The sequence below is a fragment of the Algoriphagus sp. NF genome, from assembly GCF_028823735.1.
Lineage (GTDB): Bacteria > Bacteroidota > Bacteroidia > Cytophagales > Cyclobacteriaceae > Algoriphagus > Algoriphagus marincola.
The window spans coordinates 58,248-79,441 of the sequence record NZ_JAPEIB010000016.1 but is presented as its reverse complement, the minus strand read 5'-3'; the positions used below and the strand labels follow the sequence as shown (position 1 = coordinate 79,441).

Annotated in this window: 21 protein-coding genes; 12 read left to right on the top strand and 9 right to left on the bottom strand. The window is 42.9% G+C overall.

Features of this window, described 5'->3' with window-relative positions:
* Positions 1-62 precede the first annotated feature (62 nt).
* Positions 63-809 carry a hypothetical protein gene (locus tag OU792_RS09770; RefSeq protein ID WP_134200389.1) on the top strand — a complete coding sequence of 249 codons (747 nt, stop codon included), beginning with the start codon at positions 63-65 and terminating at the stop codon, positions 807-809.
* Positions 810-919: 110 nt separating this feature from the next.
* On the opposite strand, the gene OU792_RS09765 is transcribed toward OU792_RS09770, so the two are convergent.
* Genes OU792_RS09765 through OU792_RS09755 form a run of 3 tightly spaced genes read right to left on the bottom strand, consistent with a single transcriptional unit; the run spans position 920 to position 3,768 of the window.
* Positions 920-2,062 carry a cysteine desulfurase family protein gene (locus OU792_RS09765; RefSeq protein ID WP_274670057.1) on the bottom strand — a complete coding sequence of 381 codons (1,143 nt, stop codon included), beginning with the start codon at positions 2,060-2,062 and terminating at the stop codon, positions 920-922.
* Between the two features lie 21 nt (positions 2,063-2,083).
* Positions 2,084-3,478 (bottom strand): phosphoglucosamine mutase, encoded by a 1,395-nt coding sequence (gene glmM, locus OU792_RS09760; RefSeq protein ID WP_026946364.1) that lies wholly within the window; start codon positions 3,476-3,478, stop codon positions 2,084-2,086.
* A gap of 59 nt (positions 3,479-3,537) precedes the next feature.
* Positions 3,538-3,768, bottom strand: a complete 231-nt coding sequence (locus OU792_RS09755; RefSeq protein ID WP_026946365.1) for a hypothetical protein — start codon at positions 3,766-3,768, stop codon at positions 3,538-3,540.
* A 72-nt stretch (positions 3,769-3,840) separates the two neighbouring features.
* Between OU792_RS09755 and mazG the strand changes: the two genes are divergently transcribed.
* The 3 genes from mazG to OU792_RS09740 all read left to right on the top strand — a co-directional run bounded on the left by mazG (position 3,841) and on the right by OU792_RS09740 (position 7,668).
* A complete protein-coding gene (mazG, locus tag OU792_RS09750; RefSeq protein ID WP_274670056.1) occupies positions 3,841-4,641 on the top strand; it encodes a nucleoside triphosphate pyrophosphohydrolase in 801 nt (266 codons plus the stop codon).
* A gap of 223 nt (positions 4,642-4,864) precedes the next feature.
* Positions 4,865-6,835 carry a hypothetical protein gene (locus tag OU792_RS09745; RefSeq protein WP_274670055.1) on the top strand — a complete coding sequence of 657 codons (1,971 nt, stop codon included), beginning with the start codon at positions 4,865-4,867 and terminating at the stop codon, positions 6,833-6,835.
* A gap of 32 nt (positions 6,836-6,867) precedes the next feature.
* Positions 6,868-7,668: a DUF2490 domain-containing protein gene (locus OU792_RS09740; protein WP_166669366.1), complete on the top strand. Its 801-nt coding sequence runs from the start codon at positions 6,868-6,870 to the stop codon at positions 7,666-7,668.
* A 7-nt stretch (positions 7,669-7,675) separates the two neighbouring features.
* Here the strand turns inward: OU792_RS09740 and OU792_RS09735 are convergent, their stop codons facing one another.
* Positions 7,676-8,893 carry a voltage-gated chloride channel family protein gene (locus tag OU792_RS09735; RefSeq protein ID WP_274670054.1) on the bottom strand — a complete coding sequence of 406 codons (1,218 nt, stop codon included), beginning with the start codon at positions 8,891-8,893 and terminating at the stop codon, positions 7,676-7,678.
* Between the two features lie 116 nt (positions 8,894-9,009).
* Here OU792_RS09735 and OU792_RS09730 point away from each other — a divergent pair, with 116 nt between their 5' ends.
* Positions 9,010-9,900 carry a TIGR01777 family oxidoreductase gene (locus OU792_RS09730; RefSeq protein ID WP_274670053.1) on the top strand — a complete coding sequence of 297 codons (891 nt, stop codon included), beginning with the start codon at positions 9,010-9,012 and terminating at the stop codon, positions 9,898-9,900.
* A gap of 2 nt (positions 9,901-9,902) precedes the next feature.
* Here OU792_RS09730 and OU792_RS09725 read toward each other — a convergent pair whose 3' ends face one another.
* From OU792_RS09725 to OU792_RS09715, 3 genes are read right to left on the bottom strand one after another with little or no spacing between them, the layout of a single operon-like run.
* Positions 9,903-10,076 (bottom strand): PLDc N-terminal domain-containing protein, encoded by a 174-nt coding sequence (locus OU792_RS09725; RefSeq protein ID WP_081701418.1) that lies wholly within the window; start codon positions 10,074-10,076, stop codon positions 9,903-9,905.
* On the bottom strand, positions 10,076-10,297 hold the full coding sequence (locus tag OU792_RS09720; RefSeq protein ID WP_222584441.1) for a PLDc N-terminal domain-containing protein: 222 nt from the start codon (positions 10,295-10,297) through the stop codon (positions 10,076-10,078). Before OU792_RS09720 ends, OU792_RS09725 begins: the two co-directional genes overlap by 1 nt.
* Before the next feature lie 11 nt (positions 10,298-10,308).
* The gene (locus OU792_RS09715; protein WP_222584442.1) at positions 10,309-10,572 is read right to left on the bottom strand and encodes a PLD nuclease N-terminal domain-containing protein; all 264 of its coding nucleotides are present in this window, start codon (positions 10,570-10,572) and stop codon (positions 10,309-10,311) included.
* A gap of 93 nt (positions 10,573-10,665) precedes the next feature.
* Between OU792_RS09715 and OU792_RS09710 the strand changes: the two genes are divergently transcribed.
* Together OU792_RS09710 and OU792_RS09705 are read left to right on the top strand one after the other, a co-directional pair.
* Positions 10,666-13,221 carry a M14 family metallopeptidase gene (locus tag OU792_RS09710; RefSeq protein ID WP_274670052.1) on the top strand — a complete coding sequence of 852 codons (2,556 nt, stop codon included), beginning with the start codon at positions 10,666-10,668 and terminating at the stop codon, positions 13,219-13,221.
* A 73-nt stretch (positions 13,222-13,294) separates the two neighbouring features.
* Positions 13,295-14,416 carry an amidohydrolase family protein gene (locus tag OU792_RS09705; protein ID WP_134200409.1) on the top strand — a complete coding sequence of 374 codons (1,122 nt, stop codon included), beginning with the start codon at positions 13,295-13,297 and terminating at the stop codon, positions 14,414-14,416.
* Here the strand turns inward: OU792_RS09705 and OU792_RS09700 are convergent.
* Positions 14,413-14,715, bottom strand: a complete 303-nt coding sequence (locus tag OU792_RS09700; protein WP_134200411.1) for a HigA family addiction module antitoxin — start codon at positions 14,713-14,715, stop codon at positions 14,413-14,415. The two genes, OU792_RS09705 and OU792_RS09700, sit on opposite strands and share 4 nt — an antisense overlap.
* 15 nt (positions 14,716-14,730) lie before the next feature.
* The gene (locus OU792_RS09695; protein ID WP_222584444.1) at positions 14,731-15,006 is read right to left on the bottom strand and encodes a type II toxin-antitoxin system RelE/ParE family toxin; all 276 of its coding nucleotides are present in this window, start codon (positions 15,004-15,006) and stop codon (positions 14,731-14,733) included.
* Positions 15,007-15,212: 206 nt separating this feature from the next.
* On the opposite strand from OU792_RS09695, the gene OU792_RS09690 reads away from it, so the two are divergent.
* The 5 genes from OU792_RS09690 (at position 15,213) to OU792_RS09670 (ending at position 21,182) form a co-directional block, all read left to right on the top strand.
* Positions 15,213-17,372, top strand: a complete 2,160-nt coding sequence (locus tag OU792_RS09690) for a TonB-dependent receptor (RefSeq protein WP_274670051.1) — start codon at positions 15,213-15,215, stop codon at positions 17,370-17,372.
* Between the two features lie 11 nt (positions 17,373-17,383).
* Entirely contained in the window at positions 17,384-18,028 is a 645-nt protein-coding gene (locus tag OU792_RS09685; protein ID WP_222584446.1) for a hypothetical protein, read from the top strand.
* An 80-nt stretch (positions 18,029-18,108) separates the two neighbouring features.
* Positions 18,109-19,179, top strand: a complete 1,071-nt coding sequence (locus OU792_RS09680) for a sensor histidine kinase (protein WP_026946379.1) — start codon at positions 18,109-18,111, stop codon at positions 19,177-19,179.
* Positions 19,176-19,928 carry a LytR/AlgR family response regulator transcription factor gene (locus tag OU792_RS09675; RefSeq protein ID WP_274670050.1) on the top strand — a complete coding sequence of 251 codons (753 nt, stop codon included), beginning with the start codon at positions 19,176-19,178 and terminating at the stop codon, positions 19,926-19,928. The genes OU792_RS09680 and OU792_RS09675 overlap by 4 nt, the downstream gene beginning before the upstream one ends.
* Positions 19,929-19,964: 36 nt before the next feature.
* A complete protein-coding gene (locus tag OU792_RS09670) occupies positions 19,965-21,182 on the top strand; it encodes a hypothetical protein (RefSeq protein WP_274670049.1) in 1,218 nt (405 codons plus the stop codon).
* The last annotated feature ends 12 nt before the right edge of the window (positions 21,183-21,194 follow it).

Here is a 21,194-nt window from a genome sequence, read left to right as displayed (position 1 = left end):
TCAAAATAAAATTTTAGATTTAGCGGGTAAGAAGTGGTAACTTACTCCAAACCTCGAAAAGTATGAAAACTCTAATCACTTTTGCTCTTTTATTTTGCTTCGGATGGGTTCAGGCGCAATCCATAGAGGGAGCTTGGAAGATGACTCATCAAAATGGTGAGGAAGTTACAGATGTAGAATATATCAAGATTTATCAGGATGATTACTTTGCCTTTGGGGCTAAAAAGATCGCTGATAATGCCTTTGTTGGTGCAGGTGGAGGTCCTTTTGAATTGGACGGAAATACATACACAGAGACTTTGGATTTTTTCACCTTAGACCCCTTTCAGGTCGGGACAGTTAATAAGTACCAATTGGATTGGGTAGATGGGAAAATCGTCATTTCATCAGAAATCAACGGGCGAATGCTCGTAGAAATTTGGGAGCGAGTTTCCGATGGGCAGGATGATTTGACAGGCAATTGGGTGATCACAGGCAGAAAGCGAGATGATGAAATTCGCCGATCTACTCCAGGAGCCAGAAGGACGATCAAGATTCTTTCCGGAGGGCGCTTTCAGTGGGTAGCCTTCAATTCGGAGACTAAGGAATTTAGTGGTTCTGGAGGGGGTACTTACACGGCAAAAGATGGAAAATATACCGAGAATATCACCTTTTTCTCCCGAGACAATTCACGTGTGGGAGCAAGTTTGGGGTTTGATTATGAGGTCATTGACGGAGAGTGGCATCACAGTGGACTGAGTTCAACCGGAAACCCTATCTATGAAATCTGGACCCCTTATGCGATCGGGTATCCCGGTGCGAAGAAATGAATGAGTCAAGTCATACCAATAAAAAAGAGCGGAAATTTCCGCTCTTTTTTATTGTAAAAGAAACTACTTTAATGGCTATTACAATCAATGAACTTTTAAGTAGCCTAAGGTTACACCTCTACCACGTAAAGCTCTTTCAATTTCTCGACAGTGTAATCTATCTCTTCAATAGTATTGAATCGACTAAAGGAAAACCTAACGGAATCTCTTTCTGGATTATGATTCAATGCCCTTAAAACATGTGATCCAACTGTGGCGCCCGAACTGCAAGCCGAACCACCGGATGCAGAGATGCCAGCCAAGTCCAGATTGAACAGTAACATCCCCGCATTGGCCTCAGATGGAGGTAAACTCACATTAAGGACCGTATAGAGCGACTGATCAATATCCCCAGACATTCCGTTGAATTCGACACCTGGAACGCTTGCTTTGATTGATTCGATGAAATGCTTTTTCAAGGCCTTGATGTGTGCCTCATGGCCACTCATATCCTCGTATGCTATTTCCAAAGCCTTGGCAATCCCAATGATTCCGATCACATTTTCCGTTCCACCCCGCATATTTCGCTCCTGAGCTCCGCCATGAATAAATGGGTGGATCTTTTTGTCTTTTCGCACATACAAAAACCCGGAACCCTTTGGACCATGAAACTTATGCCCACCAGCGACAAGAGCATCGATCGGTAAACTCTTCAGATCATGAACATAATGCCCCATAGTCTGTACGGTATCCGAGTGGAAAAAAGCCCCGTGAGCCTGCGCTAACTGGCCGATTTGATTGAGGTCGTTTAGGTTTCCGATCTCATTATTTGCTTGCATCAAGGAGACGAGCGCATTTGGATATGTTTTCAATAATTCCTCCAATTGGCCTAAGTCGATTTCTCCTTTTTCATTCACATCTAATAGATGTAGCTGAATGTTTCCTTTTTGAGCACATACTTCCAGCGTGTGCAATACTGCATGATGCTCGATAGGAGAGGTAATAGCATGCTTGATCCCGTGTGTTTCGATTCCGCAAACCAAGGCGGTATTGTCTGCCTCAGTTCCTCCAGAAGTGAAGAAAATCTCTGAAGGGCTTGCATTGAGCAGTTCTGCCACTTTTTTGCGTGACCGTTCGATGGCAGTACGGACTTCTCTTCCGTGGCTATGAACCGAAGAGGGGTTTCCATAGTGGTTTTTCATAAACGGGAGCATGGCTTCGATGACTCGATCATCCATGGCTGTAGTAGCAGCATTGTCCAAATAGACCTTCATCTTTTCTTCTTTTTGGGTTATTTAAATCAAGGAAGCACTGACGACTTCTTTGATGTCTTGCATGATTTTCTTGGCTAGGTGTTCGGCTTTGGATTCAGAATCGGATTCCGCATAGATTCGGATAATCGGTTCGGTATTTGACTTTCTCAAATGGACCCATTCCTTTTCAAACTCAATTTTTACACCATCAATATCATTGATAGGTTGCTTTTTATACTTCTCACGGATCTCTGAGAGGATTTTATCCACATTGATCTCCGGGGTAAGTTCGATTTTATTTTTAGAAATATAATAATTCGGATAGGTGGCTCGAAGTCTCGAAATGGACTTACCGAATTTGGCCAAGTGGGTCAAAAATAGCCCAATCCCCACCAAGGCATCTCGACCGTAGTGTGAAGTAGGATAGATGATTCCTCCGTTTCCTTCACCCCCGATGACTGCATCTACGGCCTTCATCTGACTGACTACATTGACTTCACCCACTGCTGCGGCCGTGTAAGTGCCACCTCGCTTCTCTGTCACGTCCCGTAGTGCTCGGGTAGATGAAAGGTTTGATACCGTGTTTCCCTTTGTGTGTGACAGTACATAATCTGCCACTGCTACGAGCGTGTATTCCTCACCAAAAGGAGAACCGTCTTCATTGATCAGTGCTAATCGATCAACATCCGGATCTACTACGATTCCTAAGTCAAAATTTCCTTTTTCCAGTTTTTGAGAAATGTCGCGTAGGTTTTCAGGAAGTGGTTCGGGATTGTGGGGGAAATGACCGTCAGGGGTACAATACATTTCCTCAATGACCTCGACTCCCAGCGCTTTCAAAAGCTTTGGTACTACAATCCCTCCGGTAGAATTCACGGCATCGACTACCACTTTGAATCCACGGGCCTTAATCGCTTCTACATCTACCAATTCCAAGTCCAATACATGCTGAATGTGGCGATCCAGATAGTCATCAATAGGTGTATAAGCTCCCAATTTTTTCACCTCTGCAAAGGAAAAGTCCTCTGTTTCTGCCTTTTCTAAGATATCCTTTCCTTCTGCATCAGAGATAAATTCTCCCTTCGCATTCAGAAGTTTGAGTGCATTCCACTGGATAGGGTTATGACTAGCCGTAAGAATAATTCCTCCTCCTGCTTTCTCGGCAGGGACAGCAAGTTCTACAGTGGGAGTGGTACTTAGACCCAAGTCTATCACATGTATTCCAAGGCCTTGAAGGGTAGCAGAAACCAATTTGGATACCATTTCCCCAGAAAGTCGTGCATCTCTTCCGATGACGATTTTTGAGTTTCCGGTTTTTTCCAATACCCAAGCGCCATAAGCGGCGGTAAACTTCACAACATCGATCGGGGTGAGACCTTCTCCGGCTTTCCCACCGATAGTTCCCCGTATTCCGGAAATTGATTTAATCAGTGACACGTACAGTAAATGATTTGTTGAAAAATTGAAAAAATCCTGCCGATAGGCAGGATTGAGATTTATTTGAATTTTGCCAGTACTTTATCGACTTCGTTGTCGGGATTTCCACAACTACTGTTTGAGTCCACCGTCTTCCCACAGTAGCTACAAGTCCCACCATCCTTGTTCAGATAAGGGTTTTGAGAAGCACAAGTTCCTTTAAACTCCCCGTTTTTTATGAGTATGAGCCTGACAGACATCAAAACGAAGAATAATGCCAAGAAGCCAAGCGTGATTAATACAGTTGCCATAACGGATAATTTTGCACAAATTTAAAGCTTTACTTCGAAAACGACTATCATTTCCACATAGTTTCCCAAATCATGTCTAATTTGAGTACCCGTGCCGAGCAGTTGGCTGCTTTCGATCGATTATTGACCATCATGGATGAGCTTCGCGCACAGTGTCCTTGGGATCAAAAGCAGACCACGGAAAGCCTCAGGCACTTGACTATTGAGGAAACTTTTGAGCTTTCGGACGCTATCCTCGAAGGAAATCCTGACGAAGTTAAAAAAGAGCTGGGGGACATACTTCTTCACATTGTTTTTTATGCCAAAATCGGTTCTGAGGAAGGCAACTTTGATATAGCTACTTTGACCAATTCGCTTTGCGAAAAGCTCATCCGCCGTCATCCTCACATCTATGGAGATACTCAAGCAAATGATGCTGAAACCGTCAGTCAAAATTGGGAGAAAATTAAGCTGAAGGAAAAAGGGAATAAATCTGTCCTAGGGGGAGTTCCGAAATCACTTCCTGCCTTGATTAAAGCGATGCGGATTCAGGAAAAGGCCCGAGGTGTGGGCTTTGACTGGGAAGAGAAGCATCAAGTTTGGGAAAAGGTAGAAGAAGAAATGCAGGAATTCAAGGAAGAGTTTAATGCTTCTGATGCTAGGGAAATAGACCAAGAGAAAGCCACAGCTGAATTTGGGGACCTGCTTTTTTCATTGATCAATTATGCCCGTTTTATCGATATCAATCCTGAAGAAGCATTGGAGCGGACCAATTTGAAATTCATTAAGCGATTCCAGTATCTGGAATCAGCAGCACAAAAATCCGGTAAAAATCTGGCTGATATGACTTTAGCAGAAATGGATGTCTTTTGGAATGAGGCAAAAAAGCTGTGAGAAATTTGTGTTTTTAGTAAATAAGCTTTTCTTTTTTTAAGGATTTTAACAAAAATTCTATTAGGCGAATTGAATGGTCGATCAGACTGATCAGGCTTAATTTTTAATAAACCCAAAGAATATTCTGACTCATCTCTATTTGTCGGAATCTGAATATCCGGTTCTCCAGGCTGAATATCTGCTTTTACTTGTTTTGGCAGGCTTTTGGAAGATTTAATCAATTATGGATAAAGGCATTTTGGTTTTTTTGGTCTTGCTCTTGTGCGGTCATGGGGTTTTATCTCAAGATACCCGACCTTACAAAGGAGGTTTTACCTTCAAGGGACTTCGTGGAACAGCTGAGCTTCAGTATACACTTGATGAGGAGATGGAGCCTATTTTGAATGGTCCTTTTGTTTTCAACTATAGCAAAATGGATAGCCTGGAAAGGGGATTGTTCAGAAAACTTCAAGTTGAGGGTGTCTATGCCGAGGATCAAAAAAATGGGGATTGGACCTATCAGCAAGAAATACATCAAATAGGCATTGAAGATATTGTAGATCGGCAAATTCAAGCTGCGCTTTCTACAAATCTGGTAAAATTGGAAGCAAATTATCAAAAAGGGGAATTGAGCGGCTCATGGAGCTATTCCGAGAAAAATTGGCAGGGTGAAAAGTACTTGGATGTATTTGTAGCCAAAGATTTGACTTTTGAAAAAGACAGCTTGCTTGGTTCCGTAAATTTTGAGTCGAAAGACCCAAAGCGTACCTATCAGATCTTTGGCCAAGTAAATAAAGAAGGCTTGATGGTAGGTAATTGGGAGTTTTTCTATCCCATGGACAGCAATCTTACCATTCATGAAACCCGGCGCTATGAAAAGGGATTCTTGATTGGTCTTTCTAAAGTCAATAGCCTGACAAATCAGAAAATTGATGAAGTGGTTTTTTATAATGCTATTGAAAAACTCGATTCACTCAATCAGGGATTTGAGGTAGACTACAAAGTATCTGATCAGGCATTTGGACTGATTTTCAATGATGGCTATGCGGAAAGCAGCGAGGAATTTCAGGAACAATATTTAGGAACCTATCTGCTGGAAGATGCTCTTAGCCGGGTTTTGCAGTTTGAAGAAGATTTCTTTTCCGAGGATGGGAAACTCAAAAAATATCCGCTTTCAACCCGAAGGTTTGTCTATGCAATATCCGAGGAAGACCAAGGCCGTTACGAAGAAATTATCGAGGTTTTTGACAGGTTGAAGGAACAATCCAACCAAAAAGCTATCTCCGATTTCCTTTCACTCAACCAAAATACTTCCGATTCACTGGCTTTCAGCGGGGCCTATTTTGAGTATTTGATGAGGAAAATCGGAAACTATGAGCAAGTTATCCAATTGCTTCGCAATGGAGATATCCAATACTTTGATACTGGGAATTACCTACGTGACGGATTGAATTTCTTGAATTCAGAGGAGCAGATTAATTATACTTATGACACTGAATTGCGTCAAAAGACTTTGGAGTTTCCGCAGCTCTCTGAAAACAAAAAGCTCTCCACAGATCTGCTAGCGCACATTCAGCGGGAGTGGGAGACATTTGAATCGATTCAGGATCATATTCAAAAGCAACAAGTCGACTTTAGGCAAAGTACTGAACTTGATGTCCTCGAAGAACGGATTTTAAAAGAAAAGCAACGGGTAGCAAATGAAAAAAAATCACTTGAAATCCGCAATAACCGACACAAGGCATTGATAGATTCGGTCTATCAGAACCTCAGTGTAAAAAATTATCAGCAACTCCTCAATACGTATAATGAAACCGAAGGCTTTTTGGAAAAAGCGGAGATTGGGGATGAATTGATTGAGTTGTTTCTCTTTCTGGAGGAAAGCCTTCCCGAATTGCAACGATACGAAAATCTAGGAGCATCCCTTCGGGAAGAGTTTACAGAAAAGACGCTGGACCCATTCACCTTTGAGACGGACTTTGAAGTGCTGCGTCAACCGGGACTCATTCAGGCAGCAGAATCCATTATTGATTATGAACTTGACCTGATCATGCGTTCGGAAGATTTTCGGGATGTGCAGGTTCATCTACTCAACTTGGATGCTCTCGAATCTCGCCTTTTGGAATTGAAAGGCAGAAATACCAAAAGACTGGAGCGAAATATTCGGAAAGTCTCCGGCAACATCAACCAACTTAAAAAACTACTTTCGATATGAGGTTTGACTTTTTAAAAGCTTTAATAAGCAGGATGAAGGCGCCTCTCTTGTTTTTGATATTGATAGTCTCGCCTTTAGTAGCTCTGTCACAAGAAGAACCTGAGCAGGAAGAACGGATCACGTCTCGTCGATCTGAGCTCTGGAATGGGCTTTACACGAAGTATAGAATTGGCGAGAAACTATTCTACTACGGAGAGTATCACCTTCGGACAAGAGATCAATTGGTTCAAAACATGGGGCAAATCTATTTGAGATTTGGACTCAGTTATATTATCAATAAAAACCTGGAAATTACAGGTGGGATTGTCACTCCATTCTATTGGGCACCACCCGAGTACGCTGATCAAGAGCTTCCCTATGATAAGATCGTCAATCAATTTCGATTCTGGCAACAGGCCCTTTTTATTCAGTCGCTAGGAAAGGCAAAGCTTTACCATCAAATCCGAACTGAACAGCGCTGGAGAAGGGATTATTATGTCGGTTCCCCATTCGAACTTACCTATCGATGGCGGTATAAAATATCCTCTTACATTCCCCTAAATTCCTATAAGTTTCAGCCGGGAACTTACTTTCTCTCGCTTTACAATGAAGTTTTTATACAAACTGGAAAGACGATCATTCGAAATCCATTCGAGGATAATCGGGCTTTTGTAGGCTTGGGATATATTTTGAATGAAAATATTCAATTTCAGGTTGGTTATGCCAAAAGTTGGCAGCAAAGGGATTCCGGGATCAATTACAATAATCGGGACCTGATACGTTTCTCCGTTTATCATAATCTTGATTTTACCAGAAAGAAAAAGCCACCGGTGGATTTTCAGCCAGTGTTTTGATGAATTTTCAGTAAAACCAAGCTTTCTTCCAGCCCAAATCCTGAGAGGAATAAATACTTCCTTTTCCGCTGAAGACATAGGCGATTCCACAGGCAAGCGCTAGAAAAACTCCGGCTTCTGAGCCAAATAACTCCATGCCCATAACAGTGCAGGCTATTGGGGTATTGGTGGCCCCTGAGAAAACACCGACAAAGCCCATCCCCGCCAGTAGCGCTAAAGGCAGGGGTATCAAGCTACTCAATGCATTGCCCAAGGTGGCTCCTGTGAAAAACAAAGGAGTAACTTCACCACCCTTGAATCCTGCCCCCAAGGTAAATCCGGTCAAGCCAGTTTTGGCCAGCCAGTCATACCAAGGCAGGGGCTGCTCAAAGGCCTCCACAATCCGGGGAATTCCCAATCCTATGTAAGTGGTGCTGTCCGAAATCCATACAATCATTGCGATCACTAGTCCGCCTATGACCGGTCTCAGGGGTGGGTAGGAAAAAGCTTTTGAAAAAAAATTCGAAAAAAAATGGGTTGTCTCCGCGAATAATCTTCCAGAGAGACCAAAGGCAATTCCAGCAGGTATCACCCAGAGTAAATTCGGTAAGGAATGAGTAGCGATTTCGGGAATGAAATACTCGGTATGCCCCACTCCCCAGAGCAATTCGCAAGTCCAATCAGCTACCAATGCCGCCCAAAAAGCGGGGAAAAGCGATTGAGGACGAAATTTGCCTGTATGCATCCATTCCAAGGCGAAGATTGCCCCGGCAAGTGGCGTCCCAAAAACTGAAGAAAATCCACCTGCAACCCCTCCTATGAGCGTCAAACGCCGATTTTCACGATTAAGTCCAAGCCATTTGGTCAATTGATCGGAAAGAGATCCTCCCATCTGTACGGCAGTCCCCTCTCGCCCTGCTGAGCCACCAAATAAATGGGTCAAGATGGTCCCAAAAAGCACCAAAGGCGTCATTCTAAGCGGAATGGGTCTTTTATGTGCATTGAGTTCGTCTAGAAGTAAGTTGTTTCCTTTGAGGGAGTTTTGTCCAATTTTGTGATAAGTCCAGCCGATCAAAAAACCACCCATTGGAAGGAGTGCAATAATCCATCGGTGAGACTCTCTGTAATCGGTAGCCCATTCTAAGGATATCAGGAAAAAGGCGGAAGCAGACCCTGTCATAAGTCCTATCAGAAGCCCTCCTAGGAGCCATTGAAAAAAGTAAATGCCAAATGATTTGAAAGTCAATTTAGATTTTTGTTCTTGGGATGGGCAAATTAGGAATAGAAATTGAATTTTAAAGAACTGTCCGGCCGCTTACAACTATTCTTGGCAGGGAGTGGTTATTTACAAAATCCATTGAAATGAAAAATATACTTATCACCGGTGGCTCAGGCCTGATAGGGCAGCGCATCACTCAATTGCTGGAGCAAAAGGGGATGGAAGTCGCTTGGTTGAGTCGATCTGCAAAATCACGAAAATCGTTTACCTGGGATATTCCCAGTCAACAAATCGATGCTGAGGCGATGGAATGGGCTGATGCGGTGATTCACTTGGCCGGTGCTGGAGTGGCAGACAAAAAATGGACTCCTCAGCGGAAAAATGAGATTCTGGAATCCAGGACCCAAAGTACTCAATTGCTCCATCAGGCAATTGAAGCGGCGAAAGAAAAACCGACGACTTTTATCTCTGCTTCCGCGATTGGATATTATGGATTTGATACCGGTTCACAATTACTCGATGAAAACAGTCAAGCCGGGAGTGATTTCTTGGCGGATGTGGTGATTGCATGGGAAAAAGAAGTCAAAAAGATAGAGTCATTGAATTTGCGGACGGTATTACTTCGGATAGGGATCGTCCTAGATGCCGAAGGTGGAGCTTTAGGAGAAATGCTCAAGCCGCCTGTCGCTGCTCCGCTTGGAAATGGAGACCAATGGATGAGTTGGATTCATATCGAAGACTTGGCAAGAATGTTTGTATTTGCCCTTGAGAAAACAACCTTGCAGGGAATTTATAATGCAGTCGGACCCAACCCTGCCACCAACCAACACTTAACCCAAGAAGCAGCAAAAGCAAAAGGAAAGCCGTATTTGGGTATTGGTGTACCGGGTTTTGTACTTCGATTGATGTTGGGCGAAATGGCCAGTATGGTGCTAGGAGGAAACCGTGTCGCTAGTCAAAAAATCCAAAAAGCCGGGTTTGAGTTTGAGCATGAAAATTTAAAAAGTGCACTTTTTGACTTATTTAAGAAGTAATCTCAGAGGCGCTTTGTCCTTCCAACCAAAAACCAGAGTATCGTACCCAAGAAAGGGACAAGCACAACAATCAAGAGCCAAATCAATTTGTCCGTTTCGTTGGCAAAATTGCTGATGACCACATCATAGATAGTATAGGCATAAATAGCCAGTCCGATGATTCCTAGTCCAAACATCAGTAGGAGAATTTTTTACCGCTATTGCCGATAATAAGGTAAATGATGGGTCCAATCCCTTGGGCAAAGACTAAAATCAGCACCCAAATTAATTTCATATTGGGGTCTTTGAATTCGGAGCGAATGACATCTACCAGACAATACACCCAGAAGATGAAATAAAGAATACTAAATAAAAAGAGGATGATAAATCCACCACCCATATTTTGAATGAACATCATATGCAAAGATTTTATCGTTGAATTCTACTTGAAAAATTTGGATTAAATTTTCGCTTTTCTTTGTGTCTTCTACTTAAAGCCAAATAAAGAAAAACTCCAAACGGGGTAGTAAAGAGCAAGACCAGCAACCACATCATTTTTTCGTGTGGAGCGCGAAAATCACTTTTGATCAAATCCACCATGGCATAAAGCCAAAAAGCAGCATAACCAAATAAAAGAAGAGCACCTCCTGCTTGCCAAATCCATAGTCCTTGTCCGGGAGCAATTAATTCCATAGCTTTTCTTCAATTATTTTTACCACTGCTCTAAAATAGCTTTTTTTGAGAAAAATTAGTAAGAATTTAGTCGAAAGTTTTAATCATACTTACATGCAAAGAATCTTATTTCTCCTGATTTTCACATTCATGTCTTCCTGGGTTAGCGCCCAAGTTGATCTGAGTTATTATTTGCCGGAAGGCTACACCTATGACCCCTCCATACCTACTCCCAAGCAGGTTCTTGGCTATGAAGTGGGGGAATGGCATGTCACGCATGACCAATTGGTAATGTATATGAAAGCGGTGGCTGAAGCTTCAGATCGTGTAATTTTTGAAGAAACGGGTAGAAGCTACGAGAAGCGTCCGCAGACCTTATTGACGATTTCATCTCCTGCCAACTTAGCAAGACTAGACCAAATCAAGGCGGATCGTAAAAAACTCCGGGATCCCAATCAGAGTGTTTCCATAGAGTCTATGCCGGTGGTGATGTTTATGGGATATTCTGTACATGGGAATGAAGCAAGTGGTGCAAATGCTTCGCTTTTGGCCGCTTACCATTTTGCTGCGGCAAATGAAATTGAAGCTGAGTTGGAAAATGTGGTTTTGCTTCTCGATCCAGCGATCAATCCTGACGGTCTCAATCGATTTGCCTCATGGGTCAACTCCCACAAGTCTTACAATCTTAATGGGGATCCAAATGGAAGGGAATACAATGAAGCCTGGCCAAGAGGTCGGACGAATCATTATTGGTTTGACCTTAACAGGGATTGGTTGCCAGTGCAACATCCAGAGTCAAGAAATCGGGTAAAAGTCTTTCAAAGCTGGTTGCCTAATATTCACCTGGATTTTCATGAAATGGGAACCAACAGCACCTTTTTCTTCCAACCTGGTGTTCCATCGCGTACCCATCCGCTTACCCCAGATAAAAACTTTGAGCTGACCGAAAAAATAGGAACCTATCATGCCAAGGCTCTTGACAAGATCGGTTCGCTTTATTACAATCAAGAAAACTACGATGATTTCTACTATGGAAAAGGCTCTACCTATCCGGATGTACAAGGGTCAATCGGTATCCTCTTTGAGCAGGCAAGTTCTAGAGGACACCTTCAAGAATCAGCCAATGGGATGTTGAGTTTTCCTTTCACAATTCGAAATCAATTCACCGCAAACCTTTCTTCTTATGAAGCTGCAAAAGAGATGCGTGAAGAACTCAATCAGTGGATGCGGGATTTTTATGTTGGAATAGCTGAGGAAACTGCGGCAGATGTCAACAAAGCGTACATTTTTGGTTCAGAGAAGGATGATGCCCGTAGCTTTCACTTAGCAGATTTGATCCTACAGCATGACATCAAAGTATTTAGCCTAGAAGAGGATATTACTGTAAATGGAAGGGATTTCAAAAAGGAAAATGCCTACATCGTGCCGGCAGACCAGCCCCAATATCGATTGATCAAAGCAATGTTTGAAACTAGAACGGAGTTTCAAGATTCACTTTTCTATGACATTTCAGCTTGGACTTATCCGATGGCTTTCAATTTGGATTACATGGCTTTGAATAGCCGTATTTTGAATTTGGCAAATGTACGTGAGATCAATAAGAATGAATTTCAGCTTAAGCCTGGCCAGGTCATTGGTGGGGTGGGAGCCTATCAATATGCCATGGAGTGGACAGACTACTATGCTCCGAAAGCAGCCTACAAGTTGATGAAGGAAGGCTTCCGTGTGCGGGTGGCAAATGCAGAGTTTTCCACACCTGAAGGTAAAAGCTTTGGTAGAGGCACTATCCTAATTGATATGGGAGAGACCGATTTGTCTGATGCAGCTTTCTTTCAAAAGCTACAAGAAATTGCCTCTTCATCTACTGTGGATATTCATGCTATCAGTACTGGATATACAGCAGGGATCAATATGGGATCTACCTTTATCACACCTTTGGAAATTCCGCGAGTGGCTTTGTTGGTAGACAACGGAGTAGATGGATATGAAGCAGGAGAAATTTGGCACCTGCTGGATCAGCGAATCGAAATGCCTATCACACTTTTGCCTGTAGATCGAATCAGCTCTAGTGTTATTGATCGCTACAATGTCATTTTAATGCCTGATGGCAATTACGGAAGCTTAGGCAAATCCGGAGCAAGTACCTTGAGATCTTGGGCTGCTAAAGGAAATACCCTTGTAGCTAAAGGTGGAGCGCTTCGTTTTCTAGCCCAAAATGAAGTCATTGATATCAAATTCCGTTCGGTGGATAATGATGAAAAAGGACTTCAGAAGCCTTATGCGATTTACCGAGATGCGACCGGAGCCAAGGTGACCGGAGGAGCAATATTTAATGCTAATCTGGACCTAACCCATCCTTTGGGATATGGCTATACCGATTCGGCGATTCATACCTTCAGAAATGATAATCTGTTTTTGGAGCCTGCCGAAAACCCATACGCAAACCCACTGGTATATACTTCAAACCCGCTTGCTTCTGGCTATTTGCACCCAAGCAATCTGCCTGGACTACAAAATGGATCTGTAATCCAAGTACGGGGTATCGGGCGAGGAAGAGTCGTGGCCTTTGCTGATAATATGAATTTCCGTGCTTTCTGGTTTGGTACGAATAAGCTGTATCTAAACGCAATCTTCTTTGGTCAGGTGATCAATGGAGGTACTGCTCGATAAAATTTTCAAATCCCGATTTCAACTAGAGATCGGGATTTTTTTAACTCTTTCCCCAAATCTATTTGAAACTGTTATGAAAAAAATCTTTCGAATCCTGCTTTCGGTAATCTTATTATCAAGTGCTATTGGAATTGCTCAGGGGCAAGAGATGAGCTTTGAAGAATATAATCCCCCATCCACCTTAAAAGTAGAGGAGACCATCGTCACCCGGGCCAAGTTTCCATTCGTGGATATCCACAGTCATCAGGGCGGTGTCAATAAGGAGAAAATTGATCAGCTTCTTTCGGACATGAAGGAATTGAACATGGGAGTTCTTGTCAACCTGAGTGGTAGAGGATTTGGCAGAGGTGATTCCAATAGCCAGCAAGAGTATATCCGTGGGATGCTCAAGGAGTTTGAAACTCATGCTCCGGGAAGATTTATGGTCTTTACCAACCTGAATTTTGCAGGGTTTGGAGATGAGAACTGGAGCCGCATTGCCGTCAAGGAACTAGAAGAAGATGTAGCTGCCGGAGCGGTAGGCTTGAAGATTTACAAAAGTCTAGGTTTAAATGTGACAGACATCCAAGGCAACCGTGTGCCTGTTGATCATCCGGATTTGGATCCTGTTTGGGCCAAAGCAGGTGAGCTGGGAATTCCCGTATTGATTCACTCTGCGGATCCCGCTCAGTTTTGGCAGCCGATGGATGCGAATAATGAGCGTTGGCTCGAACTCAAAACCCATCCTCGCCGTCAGCGATCTGCTACAGATCCTGCCCCATTCGAGCAAATCATTGCTGAGCAGCATCATGTCTTCGAAAAGCATCCCAATACGACTTTTATCAATGCCCACATGGGCTGGATGGCTAATGACCTAGACAAGGCTGAAGCTCATTTGGCAAAGTATCCCAATGTCAATTTTGGCATTGGAGCTGTCATCGCCGAATTCGGAAGACAGCCGAGAAGAGCACGGGAGTTTTTTATTAAAAATCAGGATCGTTTACTATTCGGAAAAGATGCCTACAATCCAGAGGAATTTCATACCTACTTCCGAGTTTTGGAGACCGCTGACGAATATTTTCCCTATTACAAAAAGTATCATGCCTTCTGGCGAATGTATGGTCTGAATCTTCCTGATGAGGTACTCAAAAAGGTCTATTATAAAAATGCGCTAAGGATAGTACCTGGAATGGATTCATCGCTTTTTCCAGATTAAACCATTTGTTTTAAGGCATTTTTCTTAATCCTTTCCAATAAGTCTTCATTATTTATTCGGGCTTCCTCGATATCATAATCATCTTGGAGCCCTAGCCAGAAGTTCGCAGAGTTACCAAAATAGGAGCTTAATCGAAGTGCGGTGTCAGCAGTAATTCTTCTTTTCCCTTTGATGATTTGTGAAATTCGGGTTTGAGGGATTTCTGTGTCCTTTGATAGTCGATACGCTGTGATATTTAGTGGATGTAGAAACTCCTCAAGCAAAACTTCTCCCGGGTGAATATTTGGTAGTCTTTCCATTTTAATTTTCTTTTTTTAATGATAGTCCATTATCTCAACATCGTGAGCACCATTGTCTATCCAACGAAACACAATTCTCCATTGATCATTTATTCGAATACTAAAAAAATCTGAACCTTTCAGTTTCTCAAGCTTATTTGATGGAGGAATTCTCAGGTCAGACCAGTTTTGAGAGTTATTGATCATTCTCAATTTTCTTCTACCGACTTTTTGTATTTCAGCTGGGATTTTTTGGACACGCTCTCCGGTCCATATTTTTTCCGTATCCTTTGAACCAAATGAAACAATCATGCTAACGAATAAAGATACTAACGTTAAAGATAAGCATTTGTTTTTTAATGCTAGGCATTTTAGAGGTTTTTGAAACAGTAAATGCCTAAAAGTGATATTTTTCAGTCTCAATTTTTGACAGTTCAGTCTCAGATTTCTACACTTCAGTCAGGTTGATTTCCTAATCCTAGTCTCGGAGTTCATTTTTGGATCAAATACGATTCGCTATGAACCTTCGACTGACACTTTTCTGCTACCTGTTTCTACTTCAAAGCCTGGCCTTTGGACAGACAATTCTTTCAGGAAGAATCTTGGATGAAAAAGGCTTACCTCTCCCCGGAGTCAATGTCTTGATCAAAGGCAGCTATGACGGGACGACTTCTGGCGTGGAGGGAGAGTTTGAATTCAGTACCGAAAAGAGCAGAATGCAGGTATTGGTTTTTCGATTGATGGGTTTCAAAACTTTAGAAATTCCAGTAGCAATCGAGGGAGGGAGGATTCAAATAGCTGATCAGCAGCTCAGAGAAGCTATCACTGAGATGAGCGGAGTGACAATTTCCGCTGGAGCGATGGAAGCTTCCGATGAGAAAAAGTCGGTCGTACTTCGTCCTTTGGATATCGTCACTACACCCAGCGCTGTGGGAGATATTGTCGGAGCCCTTCAGACATTGCCTGGTACGAGTGCTGTAGGAAATGATGGGCGACTTTTTGTAAGAGGTGGTGATGCGAGTGAGGTAGGAATCTATATCGATGGCCTTCGGGTAGCCAATGCCTATGGTACGACTGCCGGAAATGTACCGACCCGCACCCGTTTCAATCCAAATCTTTTCAAAGGAACATTTTTCTCTACAGGAGGCTATTCGGCAGAATACGGGCAGGCCCTTTCTTCGGCTTTAGCTTTGAATACAAAAGACCTTTCTATTCGCGATCAGGGTGATTTAAGCCTGATGTCGGTTGGTGGCGGCTATTCGCACACCTTAGCAAGTGAGGAGCAGAGTATTACCCTCACGGGAAATTATTTTGATCTCTCACCTTATCAAGGATTGGTCAAGCAGGATTTTGACTTTGAAAGAGCTCCTTTCGGATGGGACTTAGAAGTGGCGGCTCAAAAGAAGCTGGGCAAAGATGGTCTCTTGAAAGTCCTAGGTCGGACAGAATCGGGAGGTATGAAAATCCGCCAACCTGAGCCAGGGCAGGAAGGGGCAGGACCATTGATTGACCTGCGAAATCAGTACAGCTATGCTCAAAGTAATTGGTCTAAAATTAGCCCAAAGGGTTGGACTTGGTTTTTGGGAGCTTCTATCTCCGCCAATTCAGATGAGATTGCTTTTGATAGTATTCAGACTACGCGAGACAATCAATTGACTCACTTAAAAGCATCTACCATCCGGGATTTCTCGGATCGGGTATCCATGAAACTGGGAGTGGAGCACTTTTTCAACACTTATGCTGAGGGGCTACCTCTCCAAAACCTAGAGCGCAGCTATCAAGATGGTCAAAGCTTCATTTATACCGAATGGGACTGGTATCTCAGCAAAAAACTAGTGATCCGTGGTGGACTTCGAGGAGGCTTAAGTTCGCTTTCTGAAGAAAAGTGGCTGGATCCGCGTGTCTCTTTTGCATATCAATTATCCGAAAATGGTCAAGTTTCATTGGCAGCTGGAAAGTTCTCCCAAGCCCCATTGGAGAATTATCGAGTCCTAAACAATGACTTGAAAAACACACAGGCTGATCATTTGATTTTGAATTATTTCTGGAATAAGGATGGGATTACTTTCCGTGCAGAAGCTTTTCACAAGGAATACGATGAATTGATCCGATTTGAAGGTGTACCCATGGCTCCTGTGAATCTTCGAAATGAAGGAAGCGGTTTTGCCCGAGGTTTTGATTTATTCTTCCGTGATCGTCAAACACTAAAGAACACAGACTATTGGGTGACTTACAGCTTTGTGGACAGCAAGCGAAGCTTTGAGCAATTCACCACCCAGGTTCAGCCAGGATTCGCGCCCAAGCATAATCTTTCTGTGGTAGTAAAGCACTTTGTCACCGGTCTTAAGTCTCAATTGGGAGCCAGTCTCGCAGTGAATGACGGCTATGCATATACCAATCCTAATCTTCCCGGTGAGATGAATAGTAAAACACCTGGATTTCAAAATCTAAGCCTCAGCTGGAGCTACCTGCCCCGTCCTAATCTGATTATCCACGGTGCGATCACCAATGTCTTGGGGCGGGAAAATATTTTCGGATATGATTTCTCCACTACCCCCAATGCTCAAGGGGTCTATGAATCCCGAGCTATCGGTCAGCCTGCGCCAAGATTCCTATTCTTAGGCATATTTCTGACCCTTTCTAAAGACAAAAACGCAAATCAATTAAATAACCTCTAAATCTAATTCTTATGAAAATCTTTAATCTAATCTTCGCCTTCGTCTTTATTTCATTTTCAGCATTTTCTCAATCCAATGGAGCCTTTGAGACTGCTATTAAATCGCAAATTCAGGCTATGGAGCAAATCGACAGCCCTGAATCGGCCCAGGAAGTGAGCAATTCCTTTCTGAGAATTTCCGAGGCAGAATCTGGAGAATGGTTACCCCTCTACTATGCTGCGCTGACAAAAATTGAAACTGCCTTCCGCTTTGATGTGGACAAGGACGCATACTTTGACGAGGCAATAGACCTCGTACAAAAAGCAAAGGAAGTATCACCAAATAATTCTGAGTTGACTGCATTGCATGGATATGCCTTGATGGGAAAAGTATCCGTCGACCCCGTCTCCAGAGGGCAAAACCTCAGCCCACAAGTGATGCAACTTTATGGGACGGCTATCGGTCAGGATCGATCAAACCCACGTGCAGTGGTTTTGATGGCACAGATGGAATTGGGAATGGCGGAGTTTTTTGGTCAAGGTCCAGAAAAAGCCTGTGGTATGGCCCGAATGGCCGAGGAGCTTTTCCGAAAAGAATCGCAAAAAGTAGATGAGAACTACTTGCTACCAACATGGGGAGCAAATACTGCAAAAGCACTGATTGAAAACTGCCAATAAAAACCAACTAGAATACCCAAGCTGATGAATATGCTCCAGCAGTAGTTCATTGGTTTGGGTTTTATTCTTAATTTCCACCAATGCAAATCGAGCTAAACAAACCAGAGACACACAGAGAGCTCTTCACCCGAGTGGGTCCTTTTATTTGGATCAATTTGCTCATTGCATTCGTACTGATGGCGAGCACCTGCCCCAGTTGCTTTTTATCTCTGGAGGGACTAAAGCAAATATTTCCCGATTTTGCTTTTTCGTTTTGTATTTCATCCGCCTTAAGCTATGGAGGTACGGTGATAATTCGCTGGCTCGATCGGAAGATCCCTTGGGTGGTTTATCCATTTGGAAGGCTATTCGCCACGGTTGGCATCTACATGGCTTATTCCTTCCTGGTCTCCTTTGTATTTGTTTTTGTCTTTGCCTGGCTGACTGGGCAATTAGCGATACAAAATATCCCTTGGGGTGAGATTTTCCGCTTGACTGCTTTCCCCATGCAAGTGGCTCTGATCATCATGGCAATATTTACTACTTGGTCTTGGCTGGGTGAGTGGCGCAAATCAGCCGTGGAAGCTGAGAGATTGAAAGCCGAGCGCTTTGCCAGTCAATATCAAAGTCTCAAGGATCAACTTAACCCTCATTTTCTCTTCAATTCCTTGAATGTCCTCACCAATCTGGTCTATGAAGATGCCGATCGATCTGCTGCTTTTATCCAAAAACTCTCCAAAATCTACCGCTATGTGCTAGAAGTGCAGCAAGAGGAGCTAGTCTCCTTGGAAAAGGAGTTGGACTTTGCTAAAAACTTTCTGGATTTACAGAAAATCCGCTTTGAAGAAAACCTTCAATTTAGAATGGAGGAGGAAAAGGGACAGCAGTTTTATTTACCACCTTTATCTCTTCAGTTGCTTCTCGAAAACGCCATCAAACATAACGTGGCTTCCAAGGAAAACCCCTTGTTTATCGATATTCGCCAAAAGGGGAATGAACTATGGGTAAGTAATACGCTACAACTCAAAAATCAAGTTGAGGAAAGTTCCACAGGAATAGGTTTAGAAAACATTTTGAAGCGTTATAAGCTTCTCAATGCAAAGGCTCCTACCATCAAAAAAGGTGAAAGCGAATTTTTAGTAATCCTACCTTTGATAAAGATTGAGCAATGAGAATACTGATCATTGAAGATGAAAATCCTGCGGCGAAGAGGCTTCTTTCTTTGCTGAAAATCCATTTTCCTTCAGCAGAATTTGAAGGAAATTTGGATAGTGTTCGTTCGGCGCTGAGTTGGCTTTCTGAACATTCAGAGCCGGATTTGATTTTTTGTGATATTCAATTGGCAGACGGACTGAGTTTCGAGATTTTTCAGAAAAGCCCAGTCTCTTCACCTGTAATATTCACCACGGCCTTTGACCAGTATGCGATTAAAGCATTTCAAGTAAATGCCGTAGACTACCTGCTCAAGCCTATCGATCCGGAAGAATTGGCTCGAGCGGTCGATAAGTATCGGAAAAACCAGCTTCCTAGTCAGCTAGACGGACGACTTCTCGAGCAATTGCTCAAACCCCAATCAATACGCTTCAAATCTCGATTTTTGGTGAGTTTTGGAGACAAAATACAAAGTGTGCCTTTAGATGAGGTAGCATTCTTTTTCAGTGAAGAGCGAGTGACTTTTTTGCAAACCTGGGCTGGCAAAAAGTATGTCATTGATCAGACTTTGGAGCATACGGAGAGTCAACTTGATCCAACTCGTTTTTTCAGGCTGAATCGCAAATACCTCGCTTCTTTGGAAGCGATCGAAGCGGTATTCACCTACTCCAACAGTCGCCTTAAGATTAAATTACAGGCTTGTGAAGATTCTGATATTCTTGTCAGTAGGGAAAAAGTGAGTGAATTTAAGGCTTGGCTTGATCAATGATTGGGATATATAGAGTCTAGGACTTAACTTTTAGCTATGAATTCCAATCCGGACAGTAGCAGAAAGAATGAGGAGCTCTCCTGGCTCGAGCAGTTGCAGCGAAATAGTTGGGAGCCTGAGGTCATTATTTCAGGTATCATTTTGGCCTTTTTGTTTGCCTTTCCATCTCGGGTCTATGAATTCGCCGCCTTTTTGATTCAGGAAGCCGGGGTAAACAGTATGTTGAGTTGGCTCATTTTAATTTACTTGACGGCCATTATCAGTGTGTTTAAGATATTTTTTGTGGTTCACTTGGCTCTTCGGTTTATGTGGGCAGGATTGCTGGGACTGAGTTATGCGTTCCCGAAAGGAGTAATTCAGGAGCGGCTTTTCAAGACTGGTCAAGGCTATGATTACCAGCAGCCTGACTCCATGGTGCTTCGGTTGGAGCGGATCTGTAGTAGCACTTTTGCTTTTCCTGTGTCCCTATCCATCATTTTTTTAATTATCACATTATACCTAGGGATCTTGGTGGCAGTGTATCTGTGGTTGGATTTTACCTTTATTCAGATCTATCTCTTTTTCATGATTACCCTACTTGTTTTTGCTCTACTGATGATGACAAAAAAGAAGACCAAATTCAAGTCTTGGTATTCTACTTCGATCGTTTCTTCCATTTCTGCGATCTATCAGAGTAATATTGGAAAGTGGTACTCCATCGGCTATATCTTGTTGATTTTTATACTTGCTGCTCCGATCATCGTAACTGATGTGAGAGACTTCACCTTGTTTTTCAACGAGCGAAATATGCTTGATCATGAAGTAGAGTGGCCTGCCAAGAATCTGTATTTTGAATCAGATCACAATGCGGGGAAGCGTTTCCCAAGAGCTTTTCTAGCCAATGAGGCAGTTGAAGGTCAACATTTACAATTGGGAATAGCACGATATGAAGGGGATCAAAAGATGATGGAAATCATCAAAAGAGAATTTTCTTCTAGCCTTGATTCCTTGGGTTGGCACGAACTAAATCAGACAGCGGATCTTCACCGAATCTATGTGAATGATTCGCTTATTTCGGTCAATGGCTGGGCCAAGTACCGCCTTGCAGGAGCAGGACAGCGGGTTTATCAGTCCCTGCTTGGTGTCAGTTTTTTAGCTCCCGGTCGATATCAAATCCGAGTAGAAAAGTTGATGCTGAGAGATCCCTTATTCGGAAGTGATACGGACTTGAGGGTGTTGGAAAATTGGTCAGTCTTTGAGTTTATCAAACTTTAATCTTTGAATTTA

What these genes read in the sequence shown, in the direction of transcription:
- OU792_RS09675 (WP_274670050.1), top strand. Translation starts at nt 19,176, where the DNA reads ATGAGAATACTGATCATTGAAGATGAAAATCCTGCGGCGAAGAGGCTT.
- OU792_RS09695 (WP_222584444.1), bottom strand. Translation starts at nt 15,006, where the DNA reads ATGATTGTTTCATTTGGTTCAAAGGATACGGAAAAAATATGGACCGGA.
- OU792_RS09680 (WP_026946379.1), top strand. Translation starts at nt 18,109, where the DNA reads ATGCAAATCGAGCTAAACAAACCAGAGACACACAGAGAGCTCTTCACC.
- OU792_RS09745 (WP_274670055.1), top strand. Translation starts at nt 4,865, where the DNA reads ATGGATAAAGGCATTTTGGTTTTTTTGGTCTTGCTCTTGTGCGGTCAT.
- OU792_RS09770 (WP_134200389.1), top strand. Translation starts at nt 63, where the DNA reads ATGAAAACTCTAATCACTTTTGCTCTTTTATTTTGCTTCGGATGGGTT.
- OU792_RS09740 (WP_166669366.1), top strand. Translation starts at nt 6,868, where the DNA reads ATGAAGGCGCCTCTCTTGTTTTTGATATTGATAGTCTCGCCTTTAGTA.
- OU792_RS09705 (WP_134200409.1), top strand. Translation starts at nt 13,295, where the DNA reads ATGAAAAAAATCTTTCGAATCCTGCTTTCGGTAATCTTATTATCAAGT.
- OU792_RS09685 (WP_222584446.1), top strand. Translation starts at nt 17,384, where the DNA reads ATGAAAATCTTTAATCTAATCTTCGCCTTCGTCTTTATTTCATTTTCA.
- OU792_RS09710 (WP_274670052.1), top strand. Translation starts at nt 10,666, where the DNA reads ATGCAAAGAATCTTATTTCTCCTGATTTTCACATTCATGTCTTCCTGG.
- OU792_RS09730 (WP_274670053.1), top strand. Translation starts at nt 9,010, where the DNA reads ATGAAAAATATACTTATCACCGGTGGCTCAGGCCTGATAGGGCAGCGC.
- OU792_RS09765 (WP_274670057.1), bottom strand. Translation starts at nt 2,062, where the DNA reads ATGAAGGTCTATTTGGACAATGCTGCTACTACAGCCATGGATGATCGA.
- OU792_RS09700 (WP_134200411.1), bottom strand. Translation starts at nt 14,715, where the DNA reads ATGGAAAGACTACCAAATATTCACCCGGGAGAAGTTTTGCTTGAGGAG.
- mazG (WP_274670056.1), top strand. Translation starts at nt 3,841, where the DNA reads ATGTCTAATTTGAGTACCCGTGCCGAGCAGTTGGCTGCTTTCGATCGA.
- OU792_RS09755 (WP_026946365.1), bottom strand. Translation starts at nt 3,768, where the DNA reads ATGGCAACTGTATTAATCACGCTTGGCTTCTTGGCATTATTCTTCGTT.
- OU792_RS09670 (WP_274670049.1), top strand. Translation starts at nt 19,965, where the DNA reads ATGAATTCCAATCCGGACAGTAGCAGAAAGAATGAGGAGCTCTCCTGG.
- OU792_RS09725 (WP_081701418.1), bottom strand. Translation starts at nt 10,076, where the DNA reads ATGTTTGGACTAGGAATCATCGGACTGGCTATTTATGCCTATACTATC.
- OU792_RS09690 (WP_274670051.1), top strand. Translation starts at nt 15,213, where the DNA reads ATGAACCTTCGACTGACACTTTTCTGCTACCTGTTTCTACTTCAAAGC.
- OU792_RS09720 (WP_222584441.1), bottom strand. Translation starts at nt 10,297, where the DNA reads ATGATGTTCATTCAAAATATGGGTGGTGGATTTATCATCCTCTTTTTA.
- OU792_RS09715 (WP_222584442.1), bottom strand. Translation starts at nt 10,572, where the DNA reads ATGGAATTAATTGCTCCCGGACAAGGACTATGGATTTGGCAAGCAGGA.